Origin of the sequence: Arthrobacter sp. LjRoot14, assembly GCF_964253905.1 — a bacterium.
Classification (GTDB): Bacteria; Actinomycetota; Actinomycetes; order Actinomycetales; family Micrococcaceae; genus Arthrobacter.
Map to the genome: position 1 here is coordinate 2,105,347 of NZ_CAXURL020000001.1, position 25,664 is coordinate 2,131,010.

Genomic DNA, 25,664 nt, shown 5'->3' on the forward strand with positions numbered 1-25,664 from the left:
CTCCGGCGCCTCTGCGGGCAGGCGAGCCGGTTGGATCGGGCATCGAAGTCGGCAAAAGAGCGTGTGCACATTGTGCACACTTTGGGCCCTGGACTGGGTCGTACCGGGGTCGGATCGGGCCGGATTCCGTATGTTTCCGGGACTTCCCAGTGCTGGCAAAGGCGGGAATGCAGTTCGAGTCCCACCTCGGGCACAGCATGACCCCTCGTCAGAGGGGTTTTTGCTTTAATGTGTGGACATTGACCCTCCGCGGGTCCCTCTGACGTTGTCCGCGGTATGTGCCTGGCGCCGCGGTGGCCTATTCGGTTATGTGGGTAGCGGGATCAGGGTCCTGGCTTGTGGGCCCTCCGCCTGCTGGAATCCGGGGTATGTGTCGTCCCATCTGGCTGTTCCGGTGGCCGGTTGTTGGCCCTCACTTGTTCATGGCCACCAGCTGTGCTGACGACATGACCAAGCCGAATTGTCTTCGAGGATCTTCCTCGGATAGCTGCTTGCCGCGAGCCAGACAGAGGACGCCCATGGCGTGTTTGTCCGGCCAAAGGGGGTGTGCACATTGTGCACACCTTTGTGCACGGACCGCTTTTCGACCTTCATTTTGGTCCCTTCCTCCTGGTTCTGCCGACACCAATTCATGCAAGTGTTTGTTGCAGGCGACATGACTTTGGGGCCCGGGCCGTCGGTTTCCTAGGACTTTCAGGGTTCAGCGGGAATGTCTACGGAGGTGTCTGTAGCCGGCGCACGATCCGTCGACAGAGGGCAGGTGTGTGGGATCCGGACCTTCATCCGGGCAGTCCTCAGCCATGCTCTTCCGCTGCCGTCCACGATTCTCACTCGGTTGCTGAGGGCGTTCTGGGTTGTGGCCAGAGGCACCGCTGCCGTGGCCCGTCGTGGCCACGGTTCAGTTCGATGGCGATGGCGACGGCGGCGGAAGGGGCGGCGGGGAAAAGCACGTTCGAGGATCCCCCTGGTATCGAATGGTCGCAGCGCCCTGAACGGGGCCGGCTGAGCTCTCTGCCGTCACAGCCAGGTCTCCTGGGACCTGAACCGGGGGAGCCTTAAAGAACAACCGAGTTCCCGCAAGCTGCACTGGCACGCGCTGCTGACCTACAACAACTACGTTCACGCGGGTGAGTATGCCGACTAACCAGACACTTTCTCCGCCGCAAACGGAACTTGAGAGCAGACTCTCTGGAGCGCCATTCTGGGAGGCGGATACTCCGGTCAATCTAAGTTGACAGGCTCTGCCGGTCTGAGCAATCAGCTCGACTTCCGTCTTGGGGTGATCTTGATGGGCGATAACCAGCCTGTTCAACGCGTCGTAGGCAGCCAACGCCAGGCAGGTGTCTTCGGTGGGGCGGGGCACCCGTGCGAGTTCCGCTGCCCCTTTGGCCCACATAGTTTCGTCTTTACTCTCCAAGGCCGAGCAGAGAAAGGCAGCGGCAACCCACAGGTCGGGCCCTCGGGGGTTGCTGTGCGGCAAGCCTGCGCACTGCGTTCCCTGAAGCGCTAGGTAGAACGCAGAAGGCGGGGGATCTTCCGGGAAGGCCGGTCCAACGGGAAGCCAGATTACAGGCGCACTACCGAGGGGAGGCGGACCCCCTGGCGCTGGTGGGCCAGGTGGGGGTTCGACCGTCGGCACGGGGGGAGGCTGGACAGTCGGCACGGCAGGGGGCTCAACGATTGGTGAGGGCGAAGGATCCTGCGCCGGGGCAGCAGTTTCTGAACTTGGCTGGGAGCTTGTTGGACCGGCCGGCACCGAGGCCACGCTTGGCGATCCAGTAGACGTGGCCGATCCGGAGCTGGTCCGATCGTTAGCACTTCCGCCGCGGGTGGGCGCAAAAGAACATGCTGAAAGGAGAGCTAGAACCGTAAGTGCAGCGAGGAAGACTCCGGTCACCCTGACGAAGTTGGTGTTTTTGCGAGGTTGCACACCGAATCTGCCGGTCACGATCGTGGTCCCATGCTGCCAGTCAAATTGGCCATCGATTTCATCATTCCTGGCTGATGAGCCGACATTGAGCATTGTTTGCAGGGGAGCCCGGGTCACACACCTGGAGTACAAGAACAGCTGGCTACCTCGCATTCTAGACTCCGAAATCTGATGGCACCACGCTGGTTCGCGAATTGTTCCAAGCTAAGGGGAAATGAGGTCTAAGCGCATGCTCCGCCGCGGGGGAAAGCCGTGCCTGGGCTGTGGGGCTCTTTGCCTTGCACACGAACAACGGCGACTGTGGCTAGCTAATCCCTCGCAGGATCGATTGCGTGCCAACAGGCCGTCAGCCGCCGGCCGGACTCCTATACATGGACCAAATGTCCGTGTGTGCACCGCTGGCGGTGAGGTTGGGTGGTGCGTGGTGAGCAACTACTGCTGCCAGGTTTGGCGTTTTTGGGAGCCGCTGGCAATGGGCCGCTGGCGAGTGAGTTCGCGGAGGAGATGGCGGCGCCAATTCACTGACGCCGCCATCTCATGGTGGGTACTAGGGCATCGAGATGATTGGAGTGGACCTCCAGCTACTCCAAACTGGGATACCAAACACAGGGCTCTCCTGATGCCGGGCTTGGTGGAAGACTTCTTCCGGTCCCAATTCGGTATTTATCTGGGGGAGCACGTTGTGAAGCGTCACTGTCGTGTTGGCTCCTAGATGAACTGTCTTCGACGAAATCTTTATCAGCTGATTTGGTGCGGGGAAATCAACTTCCCAGACCCGGTGCTGGACTGTCACAAACCGATCCTTCAGGCAGTTCACCCTTACGGGAAAATCGGTGAGCTTCTTGCCGTGCGAGTCAAAGCCGACAAATATCGGGCTCAAAGGCGTAACGCTGCAGGAAAATAAGGGCGGGACTGCGGCTTGGGCCGGGGCGGCCAAAGCGAACGGGACAGCTGTAAGGGCAAGCGAAGCTGCGGCAAGCAAGGCAGTCCTCTTGACCGGGATTGTGGCTCTAAACATTCTCGTCTCCTGTGTCGGGGTCCGGCCGGATGCTACTTTTCGCTACATGTGCAATCGCGGCGCCCAAGGCGTGGGCGAGCTGTAGCTAACCTCTGGTGGCCGGGGACGGTTCCGGTTCGAATTTGACCCGGTGAATCCATGTTCCGGTGAAGCCCGGGGGCTGCGCTTCCGTGCTGACACGGTAGCTGCTGTAAAGTGCGGCGGAGCATGCCATCCCACGGGGTTGACGGGCGCGAGACTATTCAGCTGACCGACGCCACCCCGGCAAAGCGGCCGCGATCGTGCTCGCATTTTTCGGGCGGCCCCACGCGCTGCAATGCTAAACAATCTCGAGATCGCTTGACGTTACGCATGGGCGGCTGAAAGCTCCTATGACCACGGCGTCGGTGTAAGAGTTTGAAATGCATCGGATTCCCGCGTCTGAACGATGGATCAGTCCGCCGGTGCCGGGCGGCCGGCGTGTTCGCGCCGTTGTAGGCAGTGAACGAGGAACGCAGTGTTCGTGATGGTTGAGGCCTCCGGGCCGACGATCGCGCGGGAGTACATGTCGATGACCAGGCGAGGTCAACTTATCCGGACTAGACCGTGACGAAGGCGAAATCAGTTGCCCAGTTCGGCTGGAACCGGGTAGGGAAGTTCCTGTTCATGGTCGCCGGTACGCCGGCTGTCTTTCCCCGGGATGGTGGTTCTGGGCTTGCGATCTCTCTGATCGCAGTCCCACCTTCGGAGGTATGGGCAAAGTCAAGCAGTTGGAGCAACGCAGGGTTTATGCAGCAGCCGTTGTTTAGCCGGTTGGCTGGGGTCTGTAGGTTGAGGGTGGGCCTTGGTCGGCGGTTGGAGTTTCGCGGCGACCTTCCGGAGGTCCTCCGGGGTGTGGACCGCGAGGTCCGAGCCTTTCTCGAACCAGAACCTCAGGAGCCGGTTGGACGCTCCTATGTTTGTCAAACCGCAGAGGGAACCGAACGAGAGGCTGCCGGCGCTTCCATGACGCGGTACAGATGTCGGGCAAAGCGTGCGTTTGAGGCACGGGCGGATGTCACGGATCCTGAGACCCGGGGGCTCTAGGTTGAATCCGGCCGGTGTGAAATGACTACGCCGGCCACGGCGATCGGTGAACTGGAGAGGGTCTTGACTTCCGCAAAAGGCCATAGGGGATGCTAGTGTGCGCCGGTTGTCGGCGCGTGCTTCCCCTTCTTCGCCCTTCGTGTGAAGGCCACTACGACCCAGCCACCGACAATCGCGATGGACCCGAGGAAGGCATTTATTGGAGCAGACATGTCTTTGATCCAGGCGGATACCACGTACATTACTCCGACATCGACAGTGATCGTCTCCCTGTGGGTTTCAATGTACCTGTCGCCGCCAGGGTCTGGAATCACAAAACGTAGCACCATCTGGTGCTGCCCGGGCTGGACTCCGGTGATGTGCCAGCCCCACTCGCCCACATAGGACTCAGACAGCAGAATGGTTTCGCTGGTCGAACGTTCGATATTCATCCCGCCGTCTTCGCTGGTGAGATCAGCTCGCATCTTTGCGCAAAGAGGCACATCGCGCCGGGTCGGATCCCCCGTTCCTGGCAGACCGCCGCCGGGATCTATTGGTGATTTTTTGAAGGCGACCCTGACCACGAATTCGACTTTCTCACCCTGCTTGAGTGGGGTTGGTGCCTTAAAGGCCATCTGGCCGTCGAAACAGCCCTCCAGGCCCGGCCGCTGCGTTTGTGACGGGGGGACGGAACCAGTGGGCGAGACGCCGGAGTCGGTAGGCAAAGGGCTAGGGGAAGTGGTCCCAAGGCCAGGAGAAGTAGGCGGGAGGGCAGGGTGGCCACTCCCGTCCGCCGGAGGGGCAGGGGGATCGATGGCGGGAATGCTAGCGGTGCGGGTGGGGGTCGAGTAGCGAGTGCTCAGGGCGGGGGTGGGGGTCGAGTAGTAGGTGGTCAGGACGGGGGTAGGTGACCGAAGGGAATAAACCTCCGTAAGGGAAGACATCACCGCAAGTATCAGGGCCGTCACCGTCACTACCACGCTAGCGCCTGTCAGCCATGTCCGTTCTTTGCGTCGAGGGCTCATTCTTCACTCCAACCGTTGAGTGAATCGGCAATGCTGGAGATCCGCGGGCGCCGGCGACGTTCGCGGTCCGTTGTTTGCTATGCAGTTTGGCCCCTCGGGGAACTGCGGTCAAGACGGCCGGGCTTTACTGGCTGGGGCTTTCCGTCGGAGGAACAAGTAGCCTTGGCTGACGGTGCATCGCGGACCACCCGGCGGTGCCCGTTGGCGTTGACGCCGGACATCTGGATCCGCGAATTTGTTCGTGATAGCGGCGAATCGCACAGCGGACCTATTAGCGCCTCGCCCGACGCCAGGCTTCGCATAACCGGTGGCCGACGCTCAGGAAGCGTTTGGGCATGTCAGCGGCACGTGAGCAGCGCCACCCTCGGTTATGAGGCTGTGGCCGGACAGGACAACTTCATCAATGTCCGCACACCGTCATCTGGCGAAAGTTCAATGTCGTGGATGTGGATCCGAGCAAGCCTGATCCGGGCCGCCAAATTTTCTGGCGGCTGGTTGCCCGAACCGGCGGCTCGAGATGGCGCGTCGAGACGCAGCATCTACGCTCCCGCGCGGGGCCGAGGCGGTGATGGAGGCACCGCACTCCAGTCAACTATCAAGCCTCAGCCGATCGGCGCGTAGTTCGCCGCTGCTTTTCTCGGGTCGTAATGCCCGTGCGTCGCAGCAGGAGGCTGCCTCTCGGGTACTGAGTCTCCCATGGCCATCAGGATAGGTTCACCATGCCGCCCGGTACAGGCCCGGGCGGCAGATTGTGGAGGCCGCCGCTACCTGGGTAGCGGCCCTTGCCCGTCCCCATCATGGGTCATTTGGTCTTGATGGCGACCTGCCAGGAGTCGTTGTCCGGTTTGGGGTCGTTCTCGAAGCTCCTGACTGATCCTCTGATGATCATTTGGTCTTTGGGTTGATCAGGCGTGATGAGCACTTCGATGGTTTTCATTTCGCCTGGGTCGAGGGTTGCCCATTGGCAGGTGATGCTCCGCGACGATGTGCTGCAGCCGCTGGTGCTGGTGCGGATGGTTCCCAGTTGCGGGCGTGCGGAGAAGAACACGTCTCGTGCTGTTGCTGGGCCGTTGTTCCTGACGTGCACGTTGATCTTGGTTGCTACTCCGGCGCTGACCGGCGGGGTGGGGCTGGGCCCGGTGCTGGAGAGGTCGGTTGTGCGTTGTGCCCGAATTTCCAGGTACGTCGAACCTGTGTCGGTGTAGGTCTTGGGCGCTTCTCCTGTGGTTGGCGAGTTCACGGTGATGGTGCCGGTCGAGGTGATTTGGTAGGTCCCGTCGGGGACTTGTCCTGTGGTTCCGGCGAGGGTGATGACGTCGTCGTTTGTTGAGGTAATGGTGTCGTTCCCGCTTTCGCAGTGAACGGTGGCCCCGGTGACGGTGCAGTCTCCTGGGCCTTGGCTTGTGAAGTAGTCGGTGTAGGTGATGGTGAACCCTGCGGGGAAGGTGAAGTCGTAGGTGCGGGGCGCTTCTCTGGTGCCGGTGAATGGTTCGGACGCGTTGTAGCTACCAACGTAGGGGTTCGTTTGGAAGGACGTGCCGGGGGCGTAGACGGGGATCGCTTCGTTGATTCCGAAACCGGCCATCCATTCACCGTGGGGAGGGTCGGTGAGGTGGGCCTGGGCTGGTGCTGCGATGGTCTGGGCGGCGAGGAGGGTGAGTGCTGCGGCGATGAGGCGTGCTGGGGTTCGCATGGTGTTCCTTTGAGGGTGCGACGCTCGTCAGGGTGGTTGCTCGCGGCTGGTGGGCCGCCAGCTTTTGGTGCGGGTCTTTTTGCTTACCCGGGACGTCTTGGCTTCCCAGCTGCCAAGGGCGCAAGTCGCCCGCCTGCGCTGGCGGGTGGTTACGAGTTTGGACCGGACCCTGGGTGGTGTCAACCGTCCTCTGGCCCCGTCCATGGTGGAGGCTCCTGTCACGGTTGTTTTGGTTTAACCGGGCAGGACGAGGATGAGTGCGACGGCGTATCCACTTATCGCTCCGAGATCGTCAAAGCCCCGGGTATCTCCCGGTCCCGCCTCTACCGTTACCTGCCGCGGCGTCCGCCGGAGCCTCTGACCGCCGAGACCCAGCCCAACGACTAAAGGTCCCGAACGTCAGGGGCGGTTCGTGCTTTCGACTTCGGGCAAAAAGACGGTTCGTGCAGACGACTTCGAACGCTTCCGTGTCAGGAGTCGTCTGCGTATGCCCAGAGGACGCTGGCGGCGCTGGTGTCGTGGGCGAGGTAGTCGGCGACTGTGCGGGCGTACTGGAGTCCGCCCTCGCGGGTGGGGAGGTCGACTCTGAGTGTTGCGCCGACGCGGTTGGCGTCCAGGGTGATGCACACGAGGCTTTCGTGCGGCCAGAACCCGAGGGTGTGCCCGACGAAACTGAGGACGTCGGCCGGGGTTTTGATGGTGAGCGGTTCCATGTTCCTTCTCCTTTAGCGACTGGCGGGCACCGGATGTGTCTGTCAGATGTTGGCGTCGTTCTGATACACGGAGTCACCGCTGGGTTTGAGGGTCCGGAACGCAACTTGGGGAACCGGGAGCGGTTCAAAGTTTCGCGAGGAAATAGCGACGGAGGAGCGCCGAACGAAACTTTGAATCGAGTCCGGCGCGTAGCGCCCTGGTTGCGCGGAGGACCCGCCCAGCGATGATGGGGATCAGAACGACAAACGACGAAGTTGCTTCTGGTGCTTCATGGTTATGGGGGAGCGGGGCGGCATGACGTCTTGAATCCGGACTCAGGAAGTTTTGCGTCAAAACTTACGCCTCGAGCGGGATTTGAACCTGCGACCTGCCATAGGGGCTGTTCTATTCAGCTGTGCTATCAAGTCGATGCCTGTCTGGTCTCCTTGGATCTGCTCCCCGCGAGAGGGTTCGGCGTCACCGACTGACCGGGCCTGCGGAGTGACCGTCAGTTGCGGGGTTTCGGCAACCTGAAGAGGCCAGTTTCGCCTTTGCAGCAGTTTGCGACAGGAAACCCAATGCTGTCCTGCACCTTGTCCCGTCAACACTTTTGGTGGGCCTTCAAATCCGCGCGGCGAAAAAAGCCTGTGTGCTTTCTATAGTTCCTGCCGTGAGTCCGGGCTAGGCTTCAAAATCAGAATGGCACTTCGCTTTGCCGCCGTTGCGGCAAAGGGTGCCTGTTAGTGCTGGTTGTCCGGGGGGATATAGATGGCTGAGGCGCACCATGATGATCTGGTTATGCAGTCGCTGTTGCTCGACGAAATCGGCCAATCTGTCATCGGCATGGACGATCAGTGGAGGATTACCTATTGGAACCGCGCGTCGGAGCGGCTCTACGGATACAGTCAGGCGGAGGCGTTGGGGAAAGGTATCACCGATCTCGCCATAGTCGGCGGTGCTGAGCCATCAGGGCAAAGTCCCACTGCCCAAGAGATCGTGGACACACTCGCGCGCGGCCGGGACTGGGCCGGTGAGCTTTGGATGCGTCGGCGTACCGGTGCTGACTTCCCGGTTCACGCCACGGTCAGCCCCATCCGGGGCCGGCACACGGTTCCTGTCGCGGTAGTGGCGATCTCGAAGGACATCACGGACCGTAAGCACAGCGAGGCGATCCTGCGCCGACTTTCGGCCATGGTGGAATCTTCGGGGGATGCGATCATCGGCGCGGATCTGGCTGGGATTATTACCAGCTGGAACGCGGGAGCCGCACGAATGTTCGGCTGGAGCTCCCGGGACGCCGTCGGACAGAGCTACCGGCTGTTGAATACCGGGGAGGCCTCCGGTTTCGACGACGAAGTTGCAGCGCGCATTGGCAGCGGAAGGTTCGTCACCGGTGTGGAGGCTCGCTGGCGCTGTAAGGACGGGTCGTTGATCGACGTGGAGTTGACGGTGTCTCCGGTCTACGGCCCTGACGGCGCCCAGGTTGGGGCATCCGCGATCGCCAGGGATGTTACGGAGATTCAGCGGCTGAAGGCGGCAGCCGCGGCCGAGCGTGAGAGGCTCTTGGCTGCCCAGGAGATGGCACATGTCGGAAGCGTCGAATACACGGTCGCGACCGGGGAGACGTGGCACTCGGAGGAGTTCTCCCGGATCATCGGACGGGCAGAGGACGCTGCGCACTCGCGGGATTCCATGCTGGAGCTGACCCATCCGGAGGACCAGGATCCGGTTCGCCAGGTTTGGAAGAGTCTGGATAACGGGGCTGACACAGCGGATTTCGAATACCGGATCATCAGGGCCGATGGCCGGCAGCGGTGGCTGCATTCACGTGTCCGGAGCGTGAAGGGCCCGGACGGGAAACCCCTCCGGTTTCTGGACACCGTCCTGGACATCACGGAACGCAAGGACGCGGAACAGATTCTGGAGTGGCAGGCACGCCATGATGCTCTGACCGGTCTTCCGAACAGATATATGATCACTGAGGTGCTCCAGAGCTGCATTGACCGGGCCTCCCGCCCGGTGGTGATGTTTGTCGACGTCGACCGGTTCAAACTCATCAACGACGGCATCGGACACGCAGCAGGCGACACCATTTTGATACTCCTTGGGAAACGGCTGAAAGCTGCCGTGCGGGCCGACGACACTGTGGCCCGGTTCGGAGGCGATGAGTTCGTTGTCGTGTGCGAGAACCTGCTGATGCGGGGTGCCAAGGAGCTGGCCGAGCGAATCCGGGAATGCACGCGGCGGCCTTTCGAGGTTGACGGACGCCGGGTGTACCTTAATGTCAGCGTCGGCATCGCAGCGGCGGCTGCTGACGACACGGCCGAGCTGATGTTGCAGGGGGCGGATTTGGCCATGTACAAGGCCAAATCGGCCGGCGGTGATTCTTCTGCTGTCTATGACGTCCGTATGACGGGGCGGGCCGTGGGCCGCCTGGATCTGGAATCGGACTTGAGGCTGGCCCTCAGCCGCAACGAGCTTTCCCTCGATTACCAGCCCATCATGGACGTCGCCACCGAAATGCCTGTCGGGTTCGAGGCATTGTTGCGGTGGCGACATCGGGACCACGGACTGATTATGCCGGACACATTCATTCCCATCGCCGAGGAGACCGGCCTGATCCTTCCGATCGGTGCCTGGGTGCTCCGCGAAGCCCTCCGGCAGGTACAGGAATGGCGCAGTAGCGTGCCCGCCGCGGAGAATTTTTCGGCAGCCGTGAACGTCTCCGGACGGCAGCTGGTAGCGAAAGACTTTCCCGAGATCGTGGAAGAAGCCATCCTCTTTTCGGGGATTGACCCTGCCGCCGTCCACCTCGAAGTCACCGAAACAGTACTCATGGACCAGCCGGACCTACCCAAGGAAACCCTGCAGCGGCTCTCCCGCCTTGGCATCGGGCTCTCAATAGATGACTTCGGCACCGGGTACTCGTCCCTGAACTATCTGAAGTGGCTCTCAGCCCGGACCGTGAAAATAGACCGGACCTTTGTGGAGGAGCTGGGAAGCGACCCTCACGGTGCGACGATCATCGAACTCGTGCTCGGCATGGCCGGCAGCCTCAACCTCGACGTGATAGCAGAGGGGGTGCAATCCAAGGTTCAGCTCTCAGAACTCCGCCGGCTGGGCGTGCGGCACGCCCAGGGCTTCCTGTGGAGCAAACCCATGCCGCCCGCCTCCGTCCCGTCCTGGCTGACGGCACTTACCGCAGGAAATCCCGGGCAGAAACCGTCACCGCACGTCCGGTAGGGGTTGGCTGCATACCCACCGACCTGGCGCCGCCGCGTTGGCTAGCACAGGGCAGCTGTTCTGCTCCTTCAATCAACAAGATGTGGATCGGCGGACGGGCCGGAAGACCCTGTCCTCCGGATTTTTGACGTGTCACCGTCGGTGACAGCGGTTTCGGCTTGCCGGACCGGTCCGCATCCCGGCACGGGGTCCTCTTAAGCGGGGAATGTGTTAGCGGCCGTGAAAAACTGCCCATAGGCGGCCACGAAAGTGCCCGCTGGCGGCCAGCAGAATTGCCCGCCGGTGGCCATGAGATCTGCCCACTTCCTTACTGAACCGACCGCGTCTTAAGCGGTGGGGGGCCTCTCCCTGGGGTTTGATGACGGTGTCTAAGCGCACCAAAAGCGAACCAGGAAGAGGCCCTGTATGAAGTCTGACGGAGAAATCATGGAAATTCTCTAATGGTCTTGGCTGGTCTGGTGCTGGCTGGGAGGCTGGTGCAGGCCCCTCTGGGGTGTGACTCATGGAAATTCTGGCCCGAACCTCATGTGGCTTGGTGCCTTCAGCAAGACTCGTCCACCTCAGATCGGGGGCCTGCGCCGGTCCGCCCGCGCTGATGGCCTGATAGAAGATTGTCCGGGACTTCCGATGTAGGAGCGCCGTGACCCGTTAGAGAAGTGCCTCAACGCAGCTCCAGCCGGACTGGCACCGCACGGTACCGACTACGGGAAGGAGCCCAGCCCCATGACCATGGTGGCGGAAACCTACGAATTCATTGTCGGAGTGGATACCCACTCCCGCACCCACACCTACGCCCTCATGGCTGCCAGAACTGGAGCTATCGAGGAAACCAAAACCTTTCCGGCCAGCGAAGCCGGCATCAACAGAGCTGCGGCGTGGATACACCGTGCTGGCGGGCCAGAGCGTTCCGTCATCGTCGCGATCGAAGGCACCGGCTCCTACGGCGCCGCCCTAACCAGGGCACTCACTAGCAGCGGACTGCACGTGGTTGAAGCCCGGCCGCCCCGGCGCGGCTCCCGTGGAAGCAGGGGCAAGTCTGACGCCATCGATGCCACCGCCGCAGCCCGCGCTACGCTCGCATTAGACACCGCTCGGCTTGTCCGGCCGCGAGCCGAAGGAACCCGCGAAGCACTCACAGTACTCCTGGCCGCAAGGCGCCGCTTGGACACTGCACGAACCATCAACCGCAACGCGCTGAACGCATTGGTCCGGACGACCGACTTGGGCCTTGACGCACGGCGTGCACTGACGGACGCGCAGATTGAACTCGTTGCCGCGTGGCGGCCGCGAGCCGCCGACCCCATCCAAGTCGCAGTGGCAAGAAACGAAGCCCGCCGACTCGCCAGGGAAATCCTGACCTCAACCGCCTCACTGAAGGAAAACAAAGCGCTCCTGGGCGAACTGGTTCAACAACTCGCTCCTGGACTGCAAAACGAAGCCCGCCGACTCGCCAGGGAAATCCTGACCTCAACCGCCTCACTGAAGGAAAACAAAGCGCTCCTGGGCGAACTGGTTCAACAACTCGCTCCTGGACTGCAAAACGAAGCCGGGGTCGGACCGGTGACTGCGGCCCTGGTCCTCGCAGCCTACTCACATCACGGCAGGGTCCGCTCCGAAGCAGCCTTCGCCGCCCTCGCCGGCGCCTGCCCCATCCCCGCGTCCTCCGGAAACACCACACGACACAGGCTCAACCGCAACGGCGACCGGCAGCTGAATCGCGCACTCGACGTCATCGCGAGAACACGGCTGACGTTCGATCCGAGAACAAGAGCCTATGCTGAGCGCCGGACCTCCGAGGGGATGAACCGACGTGAGATACAGCGCTGCCTCAAACGCTATGTCGCACGCCAGCTCTATCGGAGGCTGCAGACGATCATGGCTTGACACAGACCATAGAAGAGTCTTGCTGCCTACGATCTGACCGGGTCGTTGCGCGCCACCGCGGAGCTCACGGGCTGCTCGCACCACACCGTTGCCAAACACGTTCAGGCCAGGGACGCGGGCCGGCCGATCGGGGAACCAGCGGCCCGGGGCCGGGTCACGGACGCGTTCCTGCCCAAGATTGAGGAATGGATCGAAACCTCCAAAGGCCGGATCCGGGCCGATAGGGCTCACGAGAAGCTCCTCGCCCTGGGCTACGAGGGCTCGGAACGGTCCACCCGCCGGGCGATCGCGCAGGTCAAAGCAGCGTGGCGGCTGGGACATACCCGCGTCCACCGGCCCTGGATCACCGAGCCGGGCATGTGGCTGCAGTACGACTTCGGCGACGGGCCCCGGATCGGCGGGGTGAAGACGATCCTGTTCGTGGCCTGGCTGGCGTTCTCCCGCTTCCGGATCGTGATCCCGCTCAGGGACCGGACCGCGCCGAGCGTCTTCGCTGCCCTGGACCGGTGCTTCCGGATTCTGGGCGGGGCCCCGACTTATGTGCTCACCGACAACGAAAAGACCGTGACCACGGCCCATGTTGCCGGGGTCCCGGTCCGGAATCAGCAGACCCTGGACTTCGCCCGGCACTACGGGATCACCGTGCTGACCTGCCAGCCCGCAGACCCGGCCACCAAGGGCGGGGTCGAAGCGTCGGTGAAACTCGCCAAGGCCGACCTCGTCCCCAAAGACACGAACCTCCGCGGCGAATACGCCTCCTTCGCGGAACTCGAGGCCGCCTGCACGGCGTTCATGGACGAGGTGAACAACCGTGAACACCGGGTGACCCGGCGCAAACCAGCTGCCATGCTCGCCGAGGAAGCACCAAGGTTGCACCGGATCCCGGATGCCGCCCACACGGTCGCGTTCGGACTGGCCCGCACCGTCCCGGAAAACACCCCGATGGTCACCTTCGAAAACGCCCAGTACTCGGTCCCTGCGCATTTGCTCGGGGCCCGGGTGTTCGTGCGCACCCACGGCACCGGACCGGACGAGCATGTCATCATCGTCCACCACGGCACCGCCGGGCCCGTCGAAGTCGCCCGCCACGGCCGGGCACGGCCCGGTAGCCCGGCCATCAACGATGAGCACTTCCCCGGAGCCAGGGCAAAGCTCCCGGGCGATTATGAGGTCAGGGCCCGCAGCGCGGACGAGGCCGCGTTCCTGGCGATCGGCGACGGCGCCCGGACCTGGCTGCTGGAAGCCGCCGCGGCCGGAACGGCACGGATGAACGTGAAAATGGCCGAAGCCGTCACGCTGGCCAAAATCGCCGGCACCGACCAGGTCGACCGCGCCCTGGGCGACGCCGCCCTGCACGGCCGGTTCGCGCACCCGGACCTCGCCTCGATCCTGAACGCCAACATCCGCCGCACCACCACGCACGCCGCCAGCGAGTCGACTTCGCTGACCCAGGGAACCGGTGCTTGGGCCGCGATCGGCAACCCGGCCCTGAAGACCACGCCGGAGGACGCCCGATGAGCCCCGTCACCACCACCAACACCGGGGCCCCGCCGCTGCCGGCGGACCTGGAGGCCCTGATGCGGTCCCTGAAAATGCCCCACGCGCGGGCGCTGGCACCGGACCTGATCGCGACCGCCCGCGCCCAACGCTGGGAACCGGTCGAGATCATCAAAGCCCTCTTCACCGAAGAGGCCGCAGGCCGGGCCCGGTCCATGCTTGCCTCCCGCCGCAAAGCAGCAGGCTTCCCGACCGGGAAAACCTTCGACGCCTGGGGCCCGGACGCGTCCTCCATCCCGGCCCCGACCCAGCAGGCGCTGCGGACCCTGGAATGGATCACCCGCAGGGAGAACCTGGTCATCTGCGGGCCCTCCGGCACCGGAAAAACCTTCTTCCTCGAAGCCCTCGGCCAGCAGGCCGTCGAAGCCGGGATGCGCGTGGCCTGGTTCAGGCTCGAAGACCTCGGCGTCCTGATCCGGGCGCACCGCACCGATGACAGCGTCACCCGCGCCGTCGCCCGGATCCTTCGCGCCGAGCTCGTGGTCATCGATGACATCGGCCTTTTGCCGGTGGCCACGGACGCCGCCGAAGGGCTCTACCGGGTCGTGGACGCAGCCTACGAAAAACGCTCCGTCGCGATCAGCTCCAACCTTCACCCGGCGGGGTTCGACGAACTCATGCCCAAAACCCTCGCCACCGCCACCGTGGACCGGCTCCTGCACCACGCCCACGTCTGCCAGACCAGCGGCGATTCCGTCCGCCTCACCCAGGCCCTCGCCGGAAAAGGAGTGACCCGACTGAACTGACCAACCCAAACGATGGCCAACCCCGCCGAAGCCAATCAGTGGGCAGATCTGTTGGCCATCACCGGGCAGTTTTACTGGCCACCAGCGGGCACATCAGCTGGCCGCCCATGGGCAGAACCTAATGGCCATTGACAGGAATGGCCCGGTTCGGACAAAGCCACCGGCCGCGGGGCCCGGACACGTCCCCATCGACCGGAAGCCCGACGATGTGGAGGACAACCCAGCGCAGAAGGCCAGCTCCGGGTTTCAATCTCCACGGGATGGACATCGCGTCCGTGTCAGCACGCGCGTCTGCCCCCGGGTCCCGGTCTGTGCCTATTGGCTGATATACAGCGCGGCCAAACGGACGTGGAACCTCGACGGGGCGGAGGAACCCGGGGCCGGAACCGTGTGCCTTACGGTTCATAATGCCGGCAAGGCTGGCTAGTTTCTTCAATCGGTCATGGCATTGAGCCAGGTCAGGGCTTTTTCGGTGGAGGTGAAGAAGCGCGCGGGGCAGGGCATGGTGTTGCCGGTGAGGAAGAACTTGGCGATCACGCGGTCAACCGGGGATGATCCGAGGATGGCGATTCGAGTGGCTTGTCCGGGTAGTGCAAGGACCTTCCGCGCTTTGCAGCTTAGCCAGACGGGCGCGGCCATCGTCACGAGCATGGGATAACGGTGGTTTCCGCTGAGCTGCTGCGCCGCTGTCACTGCCGCCCGGGCGTCTTCTTCGTTGATGGCCTGACCGGTAGACCATTTCAGGTGGAGAATCCCGGCCGACAGCTCAACCGCACCTCTGCCTGCCCCTATCGAAACTTCCGCCATTGTCACCCCCCATGGACTGCTATTGAACTGCTCCGGAACCGTAAGCTCCTTATGCTCACGCACCACAGTGAACACAGCGTAACTTTACGCTCGTGTCACTAAAATATGACAAACAAATGCATCACCCTCGATCCTTACGTCCAGGCAGAGAAATGAGAGGGGTGAATCACCTCTGCTGTACAAATCAGCAGAGGCCCCTCCCTGCAGCAATACGTGTGCCGCCAGCCATGCGCGTCTTTCACCCGCCCGTACAGCCCGCGGGTCTACGGGCGCAGCGGGGCGGCTTGGGCGGGTTTTCGAACGCTGTGGGTGCCCGGATAGTCCATATCATTTTTCCTATCGCGGTGACTTTACTGAATTTGATTCATTTCATGCGATCAATAAAGGTTATACAAAGCAGGCTTAGCGTTGTACCGTGGAAAGTAGGGTTGGTTCCGTTTCGGTACTGGGCTGATGCGGGGAATTCAGCAGATAAAAGCGGGGGGCCATGAGCGACTTGGGCGTGGCGGTCGTCATTGAAGACGACGACGATTTGAGGAATCTTCTGCAGGCGGTGCTTCTTCAGGCGGGGTTCGAGGTTCATTCAGCCTCGGACGGCCGTGAGGGAGTGGAAGTTGTCAGGAGCACACAGGCCAATGTGGTGACGTTGGATATTGGCCTGCCTGACATAGACGGGTTCGAGGTTCTACGGCGCTTGCGGCAGTTCAGTACCGCCTACGTCATGATGCTCACGGGCAGGACCGAGGAGCCGGACCTGCTCACGGCACTGCATTTCGGCGCCGATGATTACATCACCAAGCCGTTCAGCCCCCGGGAAGTGCGGGCCAGGATCGGTGCCATGATGCGTCGACCCCGGCACCACGCGCCCACCCAGGAACCGCCCGTACCCCCATCGGCACAGTCAACGACCCCGAACCGCATGGATGCGTCGGTCCTGCAGCACAACGGGCTGTACTTGAACTCCAGGAGCCGGACCGCGGCGGTGGCAGGGGAAACCCTTGAACTCACACGGAGCGAGTTCGACCTCCTCCATGACCTGCTGCGTGCGGCGGGAGCGGTGCGGTCCAGAACAGAACTGGTGCGTGTGGTGCGGGGCGACTACTACAGCGAGGACACCTACATCAGCGATTCCGACCAGCGCGCCGTCGAAGTGCACATCGGAAATCTCCGCCGAAAGCTCCGGGAAGACCCGGAATCGCCGCGGTGGCTGCTGACGGTCCGAGGCGTCGGATACCGGCTGGCGCCGGAGCGTGCAGAACGCCGGGACGGCCGGTCTTAACGCACCCGCGGGTGGCCCGGTTGCGGGCAGTACAGCTAGTCGCCGGTTAGGAGGTAGCTGCGCTGAAGTTCCCTCGTCGTTGCGCTACCGTAGTCATCGACCCTTCCCAGAAGCGCCTCGCCGCCCTCCAGATCGCCTGCCTGGATGAGGAGCTGGAGTGTCTGTGCGAGTTGGGCCAGGCGCATCCCGCCGATCATGGCCGCCGATACCCGCAGGCTGATGACCGCGTCCAGCGCCCGATGCCGCTCGCGTTGCTCCAATGCCGACGCGAGTGCCCGCTGGCGGCGCCGCCAGATCAGCGTGTAGTCCCGGGCGAACTTCCACGCGATGACCGGACTGCCCAGCTCTTCTTCCAGCTCCGCGAGAACCCCCCAATCCACCAATGGCAGTTCCTTGCCACATGGGCCCGGGATTCGAGGCTGCTGCCCGCCGCGGGACCGCGCGTCGGCGCGGTCCGAACTGGCGGCGCCGGGATCGGGATCTGAACTGGACATAGGATAAGGCTACGTGCCCGGATGCCGTCATTGCCCTGGATGAGGCGGATCTTGCGGAAACCTTGTGGTTTCCTTGCTCGGGCAGCTATGTCCCGTGCCCGCCGGGTGCGCCCTCTGGCCACTGGAGTTACTTGGAGGCGCGATCGTGCCCGGGGTTCCTGAGGACGTGACCTATCCGGCGGTCAGCGCCGCGGTGACGACGACGGTGGTCAGGATCAAAAGGAGTCCCAGCAGGGCGTATGCCGGCCATTTCGGCCGTGAGCGATGAGGATTGATGTCGATGTAGGGCATGGTCCATTACCTCTCAGCGGCGGGGGCTTCGGTCTTGGACAGCGAACGTCGGCGCAGAATCACGGATGTGGTGGTCATGATCAACAGGGACACCGAGAGAAATATCGCGAGACTGCTCAGATAGCGGGTGAGATCCATGGCAGGAAGCCTTTCCATCGGGGGAACCGGGGATGATACTAGCGGGCAGTCCGGAATCCGCAGAGTCACATCCGCCTCCGCAGGCCAGTGCGTCGCTCTTCCCTGCCTGCAGGGGGCCTCATATGGGGAGCGTTCTCTGTAGCGTTTCGGGGTCGGCGCGCCGGTCTGGTCAGTTCGGGCTGGCCTGGTTGTAAGGCCGGTAAGCCGGAAATGAAGCATGATCGCTGCAGGCCGGATCGGAGCCGGGTACGGCTGCTTCGCCGTTTATCGGCCGGTTCCCGGGTCCTGCGGCCCATTTGGCCCATTCCTCCGGCTGGATGGTTGGACGGCCCAGGTAGTATCCCTGCCCGGCGGTCATTCCGAGTCCGTCGACTGCGGCGAGTTCTGCGGCCGTTTCGATGCCTTCGGCTATCAGGGTCGCGCCGATCTGGCGGGCGAAGGCAACCATGGCCGCACCGAGGGCATGCTGGCCGATGTCGTCGTTGATGCCGGCGATGAGGCTGCGGTCGAGTTTGATGATGTCCGGTCGCAGGTGCACGATGTGGCGCATGGAGGCGAAGCCGGAGCCGGCGTCGTCAACGGCAAGGCGGAGTCCCTGCATCCGCAGGTGGGCCAGTTCCGCTGTGAGGTGGTCGTAGTCCGCTACTTCATGGTGCTCGGTCAGTTCCAGGACGATTCTGTCCAGGGGGACGGGCGAGAGGGCCAGCAGCCCGGGCAGCCGGTGGTCCAGGCACGTGGCCGGGGAGAGATTCAGCGCCAGATACATGTTGGCGGGAATCTGGCGCGCGGCTGAGAGGGCGGCTTCCAGCGCAGCGAATTCCAGCTCTGGGCCGAGCCCGACGGCAGCGGCCTCATCGAACCAGTAATCCGCCGTGGCTCCGTCATCGCTGACGAATCGGGACAACGCCTCGACGCCGATGACGTTCCCGGAGCCGAGATCGCGGACGGGTTGAAATGCCGTCACGATCAGCTGCCTGTCAATGACTTCCCGGACCCGGGCCCTGCTGTGATCGGCGGCGGACTCCGCCGCTGTCCCGGGCGCAAGGAGCCGGCTGGTCCCTTGGAATCCGCCCCGCTGTCCCGCCCTGGCGGGGCTGGTCCTGCCAGAGGATTCCATCCAAACGGTGCTGCCGTCACGGTGGCGGCAGCGGACGACGACGCCCGTCCAGAGAGTGGTGTCGGCGTCCTGGGCGGACTTCCTGGACTCCCTGGCCCGGGCCAGGTCTTCGGCCCCGATCACCAGAGTGCAGGGCTTGCCGATCAGTTCCGAGGCGTCGTAGCCGAGCAAAGCTTCGCTCGCACTGCTGGAAATCGTGAAATATCCCAGGTCATCGACAGCCCACAGCCATTCCCGGCTCGTGCACAGAACGGTGTCCACCAGGTCAAGGGCACTCCTTGCCCGGGTGCGCTCCCTCCGGTGAGCCCTGGCGATCCTTCTGAGGCCAAAGGAAGCAGCGGCCAGCAGGATCAGCAGCAGTGATCCGGCGAGGACCTGCACGCCGGGATGGGCGGGCACGACTGCGGGCAGGAACATCAGGCAGGCCGCCATGCCCAGCGCGAACATGGCTTGAACTGCCAGGATGCGGGCCATGATGTGCCCGCCGTCGGCCGTCTGGCCGGGACGGCACGGGTCCAGCACTGGTGCAAGCGCAAGCCAGGAAACCGCGGTGGCTGCATCGCTGTCGGACCGGCAAAAGACCGGAGGAAGAGCCTCCGCAGAAGTATTACGCGTGAGCCCCCGGGAAGCCGCTTGCGTGTCACGCCTCGCGCCGGTTGCGCCGCTACTGCGTGATGCTGATGGTCCCGGACCGGGCAGGGACCATTCTCTACCGCGTGGCATCGGCGTTCCTGCGTCCGGCCCTGCGGGTCCCGGCAGCAGGCGCGGCCGCCTCGGGTGCTGACAGGCGCCTGCGCCGTCGCCGCATGAGGAGGATTGAAATGAGCAGCGCGGTGAGCAACACGGCAGCGGCCGCAGCCGGAGCGAGCCACTGCAGCCTGGTATCCGCTGCCGGGGCCGCGGTCTCGCCCTGACCGGCTTCAGGGAAGGTGACGGTCGCGGACGCTGCTTTCTCCAGCAGGCCGCTCTTCAGGGCGACGGCGGCGGTCCATGGACCGTTGGGGAGTTCCGGTGGCAGCGTGAAGATGACATTCTCTGCTTTGCCCGGTGTGATGGTGGTGGCGTTCTGGATGCCGAAGGGCCCGGCGGAAAGCCCTCCGGGACCGGCCGTGAGACGCAGGTCGCCGGTAACGTCGAGGGCACGGCCCCCTGTGTTGGTCACGAGGGCGCTGAGCTGCGGATTCCCCTGCTGATTCCGTGAGGGGGTGAGCGATGTGATGCTGAAGTCAGCCGGCTTCCCGTTTCCCGGTCCGACCGAAAGATAGATGCGGATGCCGACCCGGTTAGCCTGCACGACGCCGCCCTTGTCCGCCGCGCTGCGGACCTCGGCCCACACGGCACCATACAGTTCGTCTTCCGGCGCATCGGAAGGAACCTTGATGGTCACCGGAACGTCCGCTTTACCGCCGGCAGGCAGGTCAACCTGCGGCCGGCCCACAGCCGTCCAGGTGCTGAGGTCATTGCTGGACCCGGCCTCCTCGCCAATGAAGGCACCGCCCACGATGTGCGCGGATCCGGAATACAGGCGGATCGTCTGAGCGGCCCCTGTGTTGTTCTCCACCTGGATCCGGCGGCTGATCTCGCTGCCCGGGGCAAGCCGGTCAATGATGTAGGTCCGGGCTCTCGGATCATCCTTGGTGCTGGCCGGGATATCCAGCAGCCTGATGCCTATCCCGGCAGGGGAGGGCGCAGTATCGGCCGGTAGCGGCCCCGCTGCCGTGGCGGGAAGCGCGGCGGAAAAGGCGAGCATGATCATCACGAACAGTGTCGACAGGAAGCGCAAAACGGGACCTCGGTGTGGTTGGGAAAGCGGAGTGGATAAGCGGGCGAAGCCGCCCCTTCCCGGGGTGCCTGCGCGCGGCACAGGCACCCCCGGACGGGGGATCTCGTCGGTTTAGAGGACCGAGTGGGTCAGCGTCGCTGTGTAAACGTCGGCCAGTGCGTCTGCCGGGGCAGTGACGGAAAGGTTTGCGTCCCAGGTGGCGGCGTTGTTGCCGGTGACAGCCGTGGCGGTCTGAACCGTTTTGGCGGTGGACAGGTCCGACTGCACGGCACCTTCAACGGTGACGGTTCCGCTCGTAACAGCCACGGACGGGGTGTAAACAGCTGCGGTCGCCGGGATGACGTTGGTGGGGGTGGCACCCACGAAGTTGGACAGGACAACCTGAGCGGACCAGCCAGCTTCACCGGCGCGGGTGTCGGTGACCTGCACTCCGGTCAGCGTCGCCGAAGCGCTCCCGCCGGGAGTGATTGTGGTGAGGTCCGCACCGGCCGGTGCGGAAACCGACAGGGAACCGACCGGAACCTGGACGGTCGCGGTGGTGTCAGCTGCCGACGCCGGCAGAGCCATGGAACCGACAAGGGCGGCGGAAGCTGCTACAACAAGGGAAACACGGGAAAAGCTACGCATGGGTTTGAGACCTTTGATGGAAGTGGAGTGAGGATGCAAAACCCGGGCGGATCATCCCGCTGCCAATAGTTGTTCCTGTTCATGGAACAACGGCATCCGCAGCAGAAATCCCCCGGTACTTCGAAGCTAGCAGCGCCTTCCCCTCCGTTAATCCATACTGTGGAGAAACTAGGCAGGGCTTATGTCGGTTGCGGCTTACCTGTGATAAACCTGCGCGCATTCTGTGTGTACGGGTCAAACTTCCAGATGCTGGTATTCGACCGACCTGGGAGGCCGCAAACAAATATTTGCATGGTGGCGATTGTCCGCGGGCTCAAGGGTCCGCAGCAGAATCCCGATGCTTTCAGCGAGAATTGTTCGGGCCAATGCACGTCGTCGTTACGATGATGCCCGGCCTGCACCCTCTAGGCCGTGATCGTCGTAGCCGGGCCGGGCGCGACCGCGCCGAGCTTCCTACGCCGTTACGCCTAAATCTGTGAGGCCAAGGACGCGGGAGGAGCGCAGTGTGCCTGCTTCCGTGACCGGGTGGCAACTACCGGCTGATCAAGGACCCGGCCTGCTCTGATCTCAGCTGTACATAAAAATGTCCCTGCGCAAGTCTTCGCTGTGTGAATGACTGCAGATCGGGACGACTTGAGTGAATCAACGACCGGGCGGGAGAGCGGCGCTACTCGGACGCGGGGAGGAACTCGCGGTGGCATCCACCCAAGCAATTACTTGACTCTTGTTTCCACGTCGTTCGCTAAGCTCCAGAGTGGCAGCGCAATGATCAAATCAGGACCGGAAGCCGGTTAAGTTCCGGTCCTGATTCTGTCTATTCTCTTTGCTAAGCCTCAGGGTCGCTCCAGCCCCCTTTGTGACCAACCGGCAGCTGAGTTGCTTAGTGCGCTGCTGCGTAGCGCTTCATTACTTCAGTATGAATGCGGCCACGCATGCTGACCGGGATGCCGTTCTGGTCGGCCCACGCGCGGACAGCCCTAGTATCGCCGCCACCCGTGCCGCTGCTCGACGGTCGTGCCGATCTGGTTCGACCGGCTGTCTTGCGTGCGGCGGCCGTATATACGTTCAGAGCTGCGCGCATTTCGTTGGCGTGGGCCTCGTTGAGATCAATCTCATATTCGGTACCGTCAATGGAGAAGGCGATTGTTTCATTTGCTTCGGAACCGTCAAGATCATCTTCCAGTGTGGTTATTACTCGTTTTGCCATGCCGACGAGGGTATCACTTACCGTTACAACTAAATTCGGTATTGGTGTTGTCTAATTCCGGATCAATATCAATTGATCAAGATGCATGAGTGAGTTAGTGGCAATTCAGCTGCGGAATGGAGACGTGTGAGATAGTCCGTAGCCGCCGGACCGGGGACTACAGGCTGTCACCGAAGGCCAAATCCTGCGGCGGGGTCGACGGTCTGGTTCCGTGCCCTGCTCGCCGCGGCCGCAGGCCTACCAGCGCAAGTATCGGCGGGGCGAGGCCGCACGTTGCGCGAGGAGGGTCGGATGCTGATGGAATCCCCGAATCAGGCGCTTCATCAATGAAACCTTCTTCCGGGACGCCGGATTCGAGCGGTGGGAGTCACCCTCGGCGACCTGTGCCACCGACGATGGTCCCTCTGATTGCCCTGGGCTCCTGCTGGCTGCCGCTCACGCTACCCGGACAGCACCATTGCATCGTCTGTTGTGCGCGGGGAACGAAGCCGGCCTGAATGTTACCTGCACTCCGTGCGCCGGTTGCAGGTGGGGCAATCGGCTGAACAGTTGGCCAGCTCACGGGCTGACGTGGGGAGCTATCGGATGCCGTTGCTATTTCAGAGGGAGGGTGATCGATACCCGGGTGCCTTTGCCGGGAGTGGAGTCCATGGCGATAGTGCCACCGGCTTCGTGCGCGGCCACGGTCATCCGGCATACACCATTCCCGTGCCTCTTGCCGCCAAGGAGTTGGCTCTGGAATCCGGTGCCGTTGTCCGTGATGGTCAGTCGAACACCGTTGTGGACGGCCGCCAGTCTGAGGGTCAATTCGGTGGCCTGAGAGTATTCCAAGGCGTTGCTGAGTGTCTCCTGTGCTGTGTGGTAGAGCAGCGCAGCGCACGCTGCCGGTACTTCGACGCCGTGGTGCGGTGTTTCCAAGCGCACGAAGATCCCCTTCTGGCGAAGGGGAATGGTCAGCTTGTCGATGCAGCCGGCCAGTCCCAGCGTGTGGAAGTCGCGAGCCTGGTCGGTGGTGATGACGCTGCCGGTGGCACCTTCGTCGAGAGCTCCTGCTTGCTCCACGGCTTTCCCTGCTTCCTTGCTGAGTATTTGTCCACCCGATCTGGCGGAAAGGATGCGCCTTTTGGATCAACAATGACTTCTGAGTATCAAGATTTCCCGCAGTTATCCGCAGCTCAGCGGCAAGTTTCTGAAAGAGTTCGATAAACGCTGCCGCGGCTGGCTCCGCATTAGAGCGGGACCATTCCACGGCCATGCCGCCGTAGGTCCAAGTACCCCGAATTTTGAGGTCGACTCGAACCCGTTGATCATTGCGTCGCGCGGCGAGGAAACGGGGGGCTGTTCTTGCGTCAGCTTCCCAGCCCTTTCTAAGGTTGGGTCCGCACACTGGATCGAAGCTCCGGTCAACCGCTAGCCTTATGCGCGAAGAGGGGATGAACGGCCTCATCAGAGGCCGTAAGACCCGCACCACCATCCCCGGCAAGGACGGCCGCGGCGCCGGTGATCTGCTGAACAGGAACTTCACCGCCCCGGCCCGAACCAGTTCTGCGTGACCGATTTCACCTACGTCCCGGTCTCCTCCGGATTCGTCTACGTCGCCCTCGTCATCGACCTGTACTCACGGGCGATCGTCGGCTGGGAAACTTCCACTATCAAGGACACCGCGTTCGTCGAACACTGCCTGCCGATGGCCCTGTGGCGACGCCAACACACCGGCCGCCCGGCACCGGTCGGACTGATGCATCATTCAGATGCGAGCAGCCAGTACACCTCCATTCGTTACACCGACACACTGGCATTGGAGGGCGTGCAGCCGTCCATTGGCAGCGTGGGTCACGCTTATGACAATGCAGCCGCCGAGACCGTGATGTGGTTGTTCAAGAATGAGGCAGTCGCGAAGGATTCACCGTTCCGCAGCGGGGCGTTGAAAACCGAAACCGACGTGGTGGAGATCGTCTTCGAGTGGGTCCACTAGTACAACAATGAACGCCTGCATTCCGCCCTGGATCATCAGACGCCAGAGGAGTATGAGCAAACATATAGGAGTATGATTTACAAGCCGGCCCGTTACCCGACGACGCCAACAAACAGGCGGCATGATTCCCGGGACGGTTCAGACACTTTCCGCCATCGAAGCGCGGTAGTAGTTGTGGTGCGTATGGACCTCCTCCTTTGTTCATACGCACGACCCTATTGAGGGGGTACGACATTCAATGCCGAGAGATGACGCAGGTTTGGAACGCTAAGTGGCGGACCAGATGGGGAAAGCCGCGCCTGACCCCTGTCAGCCGTTAGGTTGATACTTCATGATCCGGGCGGCAGAAGGGCCCCTCTATTGAGGGGCCATTTTTTGTGTCGTACAGGTCGTCAGCTGCCGCTGGAGACTTTTTTATCGATAGCTTTGGCCGCGGCCACTAGGGACCCCTCGTACTTGGGGTTGGGTTTTTTTGCGGTGATTGTGACTGAGTACCAGTAGTCGGCCCTGGGCGCGACGACAATCTGCGTTTCGCCGTTGAATACGGCCCCGCCGCCGATCTCTGGATGGGGGGTTATGGGGGCTCCTCGGCCGTCGGCGCTGGCCAGCTTCTTCCACGCCGCGGTTGTAGAGCTGAAAACTTCTTCGGGTGTCCCGCCACCCCAGGTTGCGCTCACGTTGTAGACCTTAGTGCCCCTGAGCTCGGGGTCATCGTAGGCTGTCCGTTCAACCACAATTCCGGCACCGCCTAAATTGAACGAGCCTTCGGAGACCTGGTAGCGGCAGGTGAAATCTGCTGTGTCCTCCAGGGAGATTGCCACGTCTCCGGGGCCGATCCATTCTGCAAACGATTCCTTCACTTCCGCGGGAGTCAGGACGCAACTGGCCAGCTGGTCAGCCGTGGAAGTGGCAGAGGCGGCGGTCGATTTAGTAGCCGGTGCGCCTTGCGACGGAGGGGCGGTGCCCGGAGTCCCGGCCTGCGGCTGAGCGCCGGAACAGGATGCCAGCATTGCGACGAGTGCGGCGCCGGCCAGCGGCACTGCCGCGTTGGAACATCTCATTTCTTCCCCCTGGGTTGAGCGGCCGCCGCGCCGGCGGCTTCGGACATCGTAT

Annotated in this window: 17 protein-coding genes; 6 read left to right on the forward strand and 11 right to left on the reverse strand. The window is 62.8% G+C overall.

Annotation, left to right across the window (positions count from 1 at the left end):
- Positions 1 to 4,105: 4,105 nt before the first annotated feature.
- The 3 genes from ACSQ12_RS09445 to ACSQ12_RS09455 form a co-directional block, all read right to left on the reverse strand.
- Positions 4,106 to 4,627, reverse strand: coding sequence for a hypothetical protein (locus ACSQ12_RS09445; RefSeq protein ID WP_436065186.1), 522 nt, complete (start codon positions 4,625 to 4,627; stop codon positions 4,106 to 4,108).
- A gap of 1,192 nt (positions 4,628 to 5,819) precedes the next feature.
- Entirely contained in the window at positions 5,820 to 6,710 is an 891-nt protein-coding gene (locus ACSQ12_RS09450) for a hypothetical protein (protein WP_436065187.1), read from the reverse strand.
- 470 nt (positions 6,711 to 7,180) lie between these two features.
- Entirely contained in the window at positions 7,181 to 7,423 is a 243-nt protein-coding gene (locus ACSQ12_RS09455; RefSeq protein ID WP_436065188.1) for a DUF4192 family protein, read from the reverse strand.
- A 778-nt stretch (positions 7,424 to 8,201) separates the two neighbouring features.
- On the opposite strand from ACSQ12_RS09455, the gene ACSQ12_RS09460 reads away from it, so the two are divergent.
- From ACSQ12_RS09460 to istB, 4 genes are all read left to right on the forward strand, one after another.
- A complete protein-coding gene (locus tag ACSQ12_RS09460; protein WP_436065189.1) occupies positions 8,202 to 10,646 on the forward strand; it encodes a sensor domain-containing protein in 2,445 nt (814 codons plus the stop codon).
- Between the two features lie 723 nt (positions 10,647 to 11,369).
- Positions 11,370 to 12,530 carry an IS110 family transposase gene (locus ACSQ12_RS09465; RefSeq protein ID WP_436065190.1) on the forward strand — a complete coding sequence of 387 codons (1,161 nt, stop codon included), beginning with the start codon at positions 11,370 to 11,372 and terminating at the stop codon, positions 12,528 to 12,530.
- Positions 12,531 to 12,575: 45 nt separating this feature from the next.
- Positions 12,576 to 14,048 (forward strand): IS21 family transposase, encoded by a 1,473-nt coding sequence (istA, locus tag ACSQ12_RS09470; protein ID WP_436065191.1) that lies wholly within the window; start codon positions 12,576 to 12,578, stop codon positions 14,046 to 14,048.
- Complete coding sequence (gene istB / locus ACSQ12_RS09475; RefSeq protein ID WP_436065192.1) at positions 14,045 to 14,833, forward strand: IS21-like element helper ATPase IstB; 789 nt, start codon at positions 14,045 to 14,047, stop codon at positions 14,831 to 14,833. Before istA ends, istB begins: the two co-directional genes overlap by 4 nt.
- A gap of 432 nt (positions 14,834 to 15,265) precedes the next feature.
- On the opposite strand, the gene ACSQ12_RS09480 is transcribed toward istB, so the two are convergent.
- The gene (locus tag ACSQ12_RS09480; RefSeq protein WP_436065193.1) at positions 15,266 to 15,715 is read right to left on the reverse strand and encodes a DUF7793 family protein; all 450 of its coding nucleotides are present in this window, start codon (positions 15,713 to 15,715) and stop codon (positions 15,266 to 15,268) included.
- A gap of 412 nt (positions 15,716 to 16,127) precedes the next feature.
- Between ACSQ12_RS09480 and ACSQ12_RS09485 the strand changes: the two genes are divergently transcribed.
- Positions 16,128 to 16,919, forward strand: coding sequence for a response regulator transcription factor (locus ACSQ12_RS09485; RefSeq protein ID WP_436065194.1), 792 nt, complete (start codon positions 16,128 to 16,130; stop codon positions 16,917 to 16,919).
- 35 nt (positions 16,920 to 16,954) lie between these two features.
- Here the strand turns inward: ACSQ12_RS09485 and ACSQ12_RS09490 are convergent, their stop codons facing one another.
- From ACSQ12_RS09490 to ACSQ12_RS09515, 6 genes are all read right to left on the reverse strand, one after another.
- Entirely contained in the window at positions 16,955 to 17,299 is a 345-nt protein-coding gene (locus tag ACSQ12_RS09490) for an Hpt domain-containing protein (protein WP_436066967.1), read from the reverse strand.
- Between the two features lie 712 nt (positions 17,300 to 18,011).
- Entirely contained in the window at positions 18,012 to 19,433 is a 1,422-nt protein-coding gene (locus ACSQ12_RS09495) for an EAL domain-containing protein (RefSeq protein ID WP_436065195.1), read from the reverse strand.
- 235 nt (positions 19,434 to 19,668) lie between these two features.
- The gene (locus ACSQ12_RS09500; protein WP_436065196.1) at positions 19,669 to 20,742 is read right to left on the reverse strand and encodes a hypothetical protein; all 1,074 of its coding nucleotides are present in this window, start codon (positions 20,740 to 20,742) and stop codon (positions 19,669 to 19,671) included.
- Positions 20,743 to 20,853: 111 nt separating this feature from the next.
- Positions 20,854 to 21,369: a hypothetical protein gene (locus ACSQ12_RS09505; RefSeq protein ID WP_436065197.1), complete on the reverse strand. Its 516-nt coding sequence runs from the start codon at positions 21,367 to 21,369 to the stop codon at positions 20,854 to 20,856.
- Between the two features lie 880 nt (positions 21,370 to 22,249).
- On the reverse strand, positions 22,250 to 22,576 hold the full coding sequence (locus ACSQ12_RS09510; protein WP_436065198.1) for a histone-like nucleoid-structuring protein Lsr2: 327 nt from the start codon (positions 22,574 to 22,576) through the stop codon (positions 22,250 to 22,252).
- Positions 22,577 to 23,170: 594 nt separating this feature from the next.
- Positions 23,171 to 23,638, reverse strand: coding sequence for a sensor histidine kinase (locus ACSQ12_RS09515; protein ID WP_436065199.1), 468 nt, complete (start codon positions 23,636 to 23,638; stop codon positions 23,171 to 23,173).
- A 487-nt stretch (positions 23,639 to 24,125) separates the two neighbouring features.
- On the opposite strand from ACSQ12_RS09515, the gene ACSQ12_RS09520 reads away from it, so the two are divergent.
- Positions 24,126 to 24,551, forward strand: coding sequence for a transposase (locus ACSQ12_RS09520; protein ID WP_436065200.1), 426 nt, complete (start codon positions 24,126 to 24,128; stop codon positions 24,549 to 24,551).
- A 392-nt stretch (positions 24,552 to 24,943) separates the two neighbouring features.
- Here ACSQ12_RS09520 and ACSQ12_RS09525 read toward each other — a convergent pair whose 3' ends face one another.
- Complete coding sequence (locus tag ACSQ12_RS09525) at positions 24,944 to 25,411, reverse strand: hypothetical protein (RefSeq protein WP_436065201.1); 468 nt, start codon at positions 25,409 to 25,411, stop codon at positions 24,944 to 24,946.
- Positions 25,412 to 25,664: the final 253 nt, after the last annotated feature.

Coding starts and splice junctions, on each gene's coding strand:
- ACSQ12_RS09445 (WP_436065186.1), bottom strand. CDS start 4,627: ATGGCCTTTAAGGCACCAACCCCACTCAAGCAGGGTGAGAAAGTCGAA.
- ACSQ12_RS09450 (WP_436065187.1), bottom strand. CDS start 6,710: ATGCGAACCCCAGCACGCCTCATCGCCGCAGCACTCACCCTCCTCGCC.
- ACSQ12_RS09455 (WP_436065188.1), bottom strand. CDS start 7,423: ATGGAACCGCTCACCATCAAAACCCCGGCCGACGTCCTCAGTTTCGTC.
- ACSQ12_RS09460 (WP_436065189.1), top strand. CDS start 8,202: ATGCAGTCGCTGTTGCTCGACGAAATCGGCCAATCTGTCATCGGCATG.
- ACSQ12_RS09465 (WP_436065190.1), top strand. CDS start 11,370: ATGACCATGGTGGCGGAAACCTACGAATTCATTGTCGGAGTGGATACC.
- istB (WP_436065192.1), top strand. CDS start 14,045: ATGAGCCCCGTCACCACCACCAACACCGGGGCCCCGCCGCTGCCGGCG.
- ACSQ12_RS09485 (WP_436065194.1), top strand. CDS start 16,128: ATGAGCGACTTGGGCGTGGCGGTCGTCATTGAAGACGACGACGATTTG.
- ACSQ12_RS09495 (WP_436065195.1), bottom strand. CDS start 19,433: ATGGCCCGCATCCTGGCAGTTCAAGCCATGTTCGCGCTGGGCATGGCG.
- ACSQ12_RS09505 (WP_436065197.1), bottom strand. CDS start 21,369: ATGCGTAGCTTTTCCCGTGTTTCCCTTGTTGTAGCAGCTTCCGCCGCC.
- ACSQ12_RS09510 (WP_436065198.1), bottom strand. CDS start 22,576: ATGGCAAAACGAGTAATAACCACACTGGAAGATGATCTTGACGGTTCC.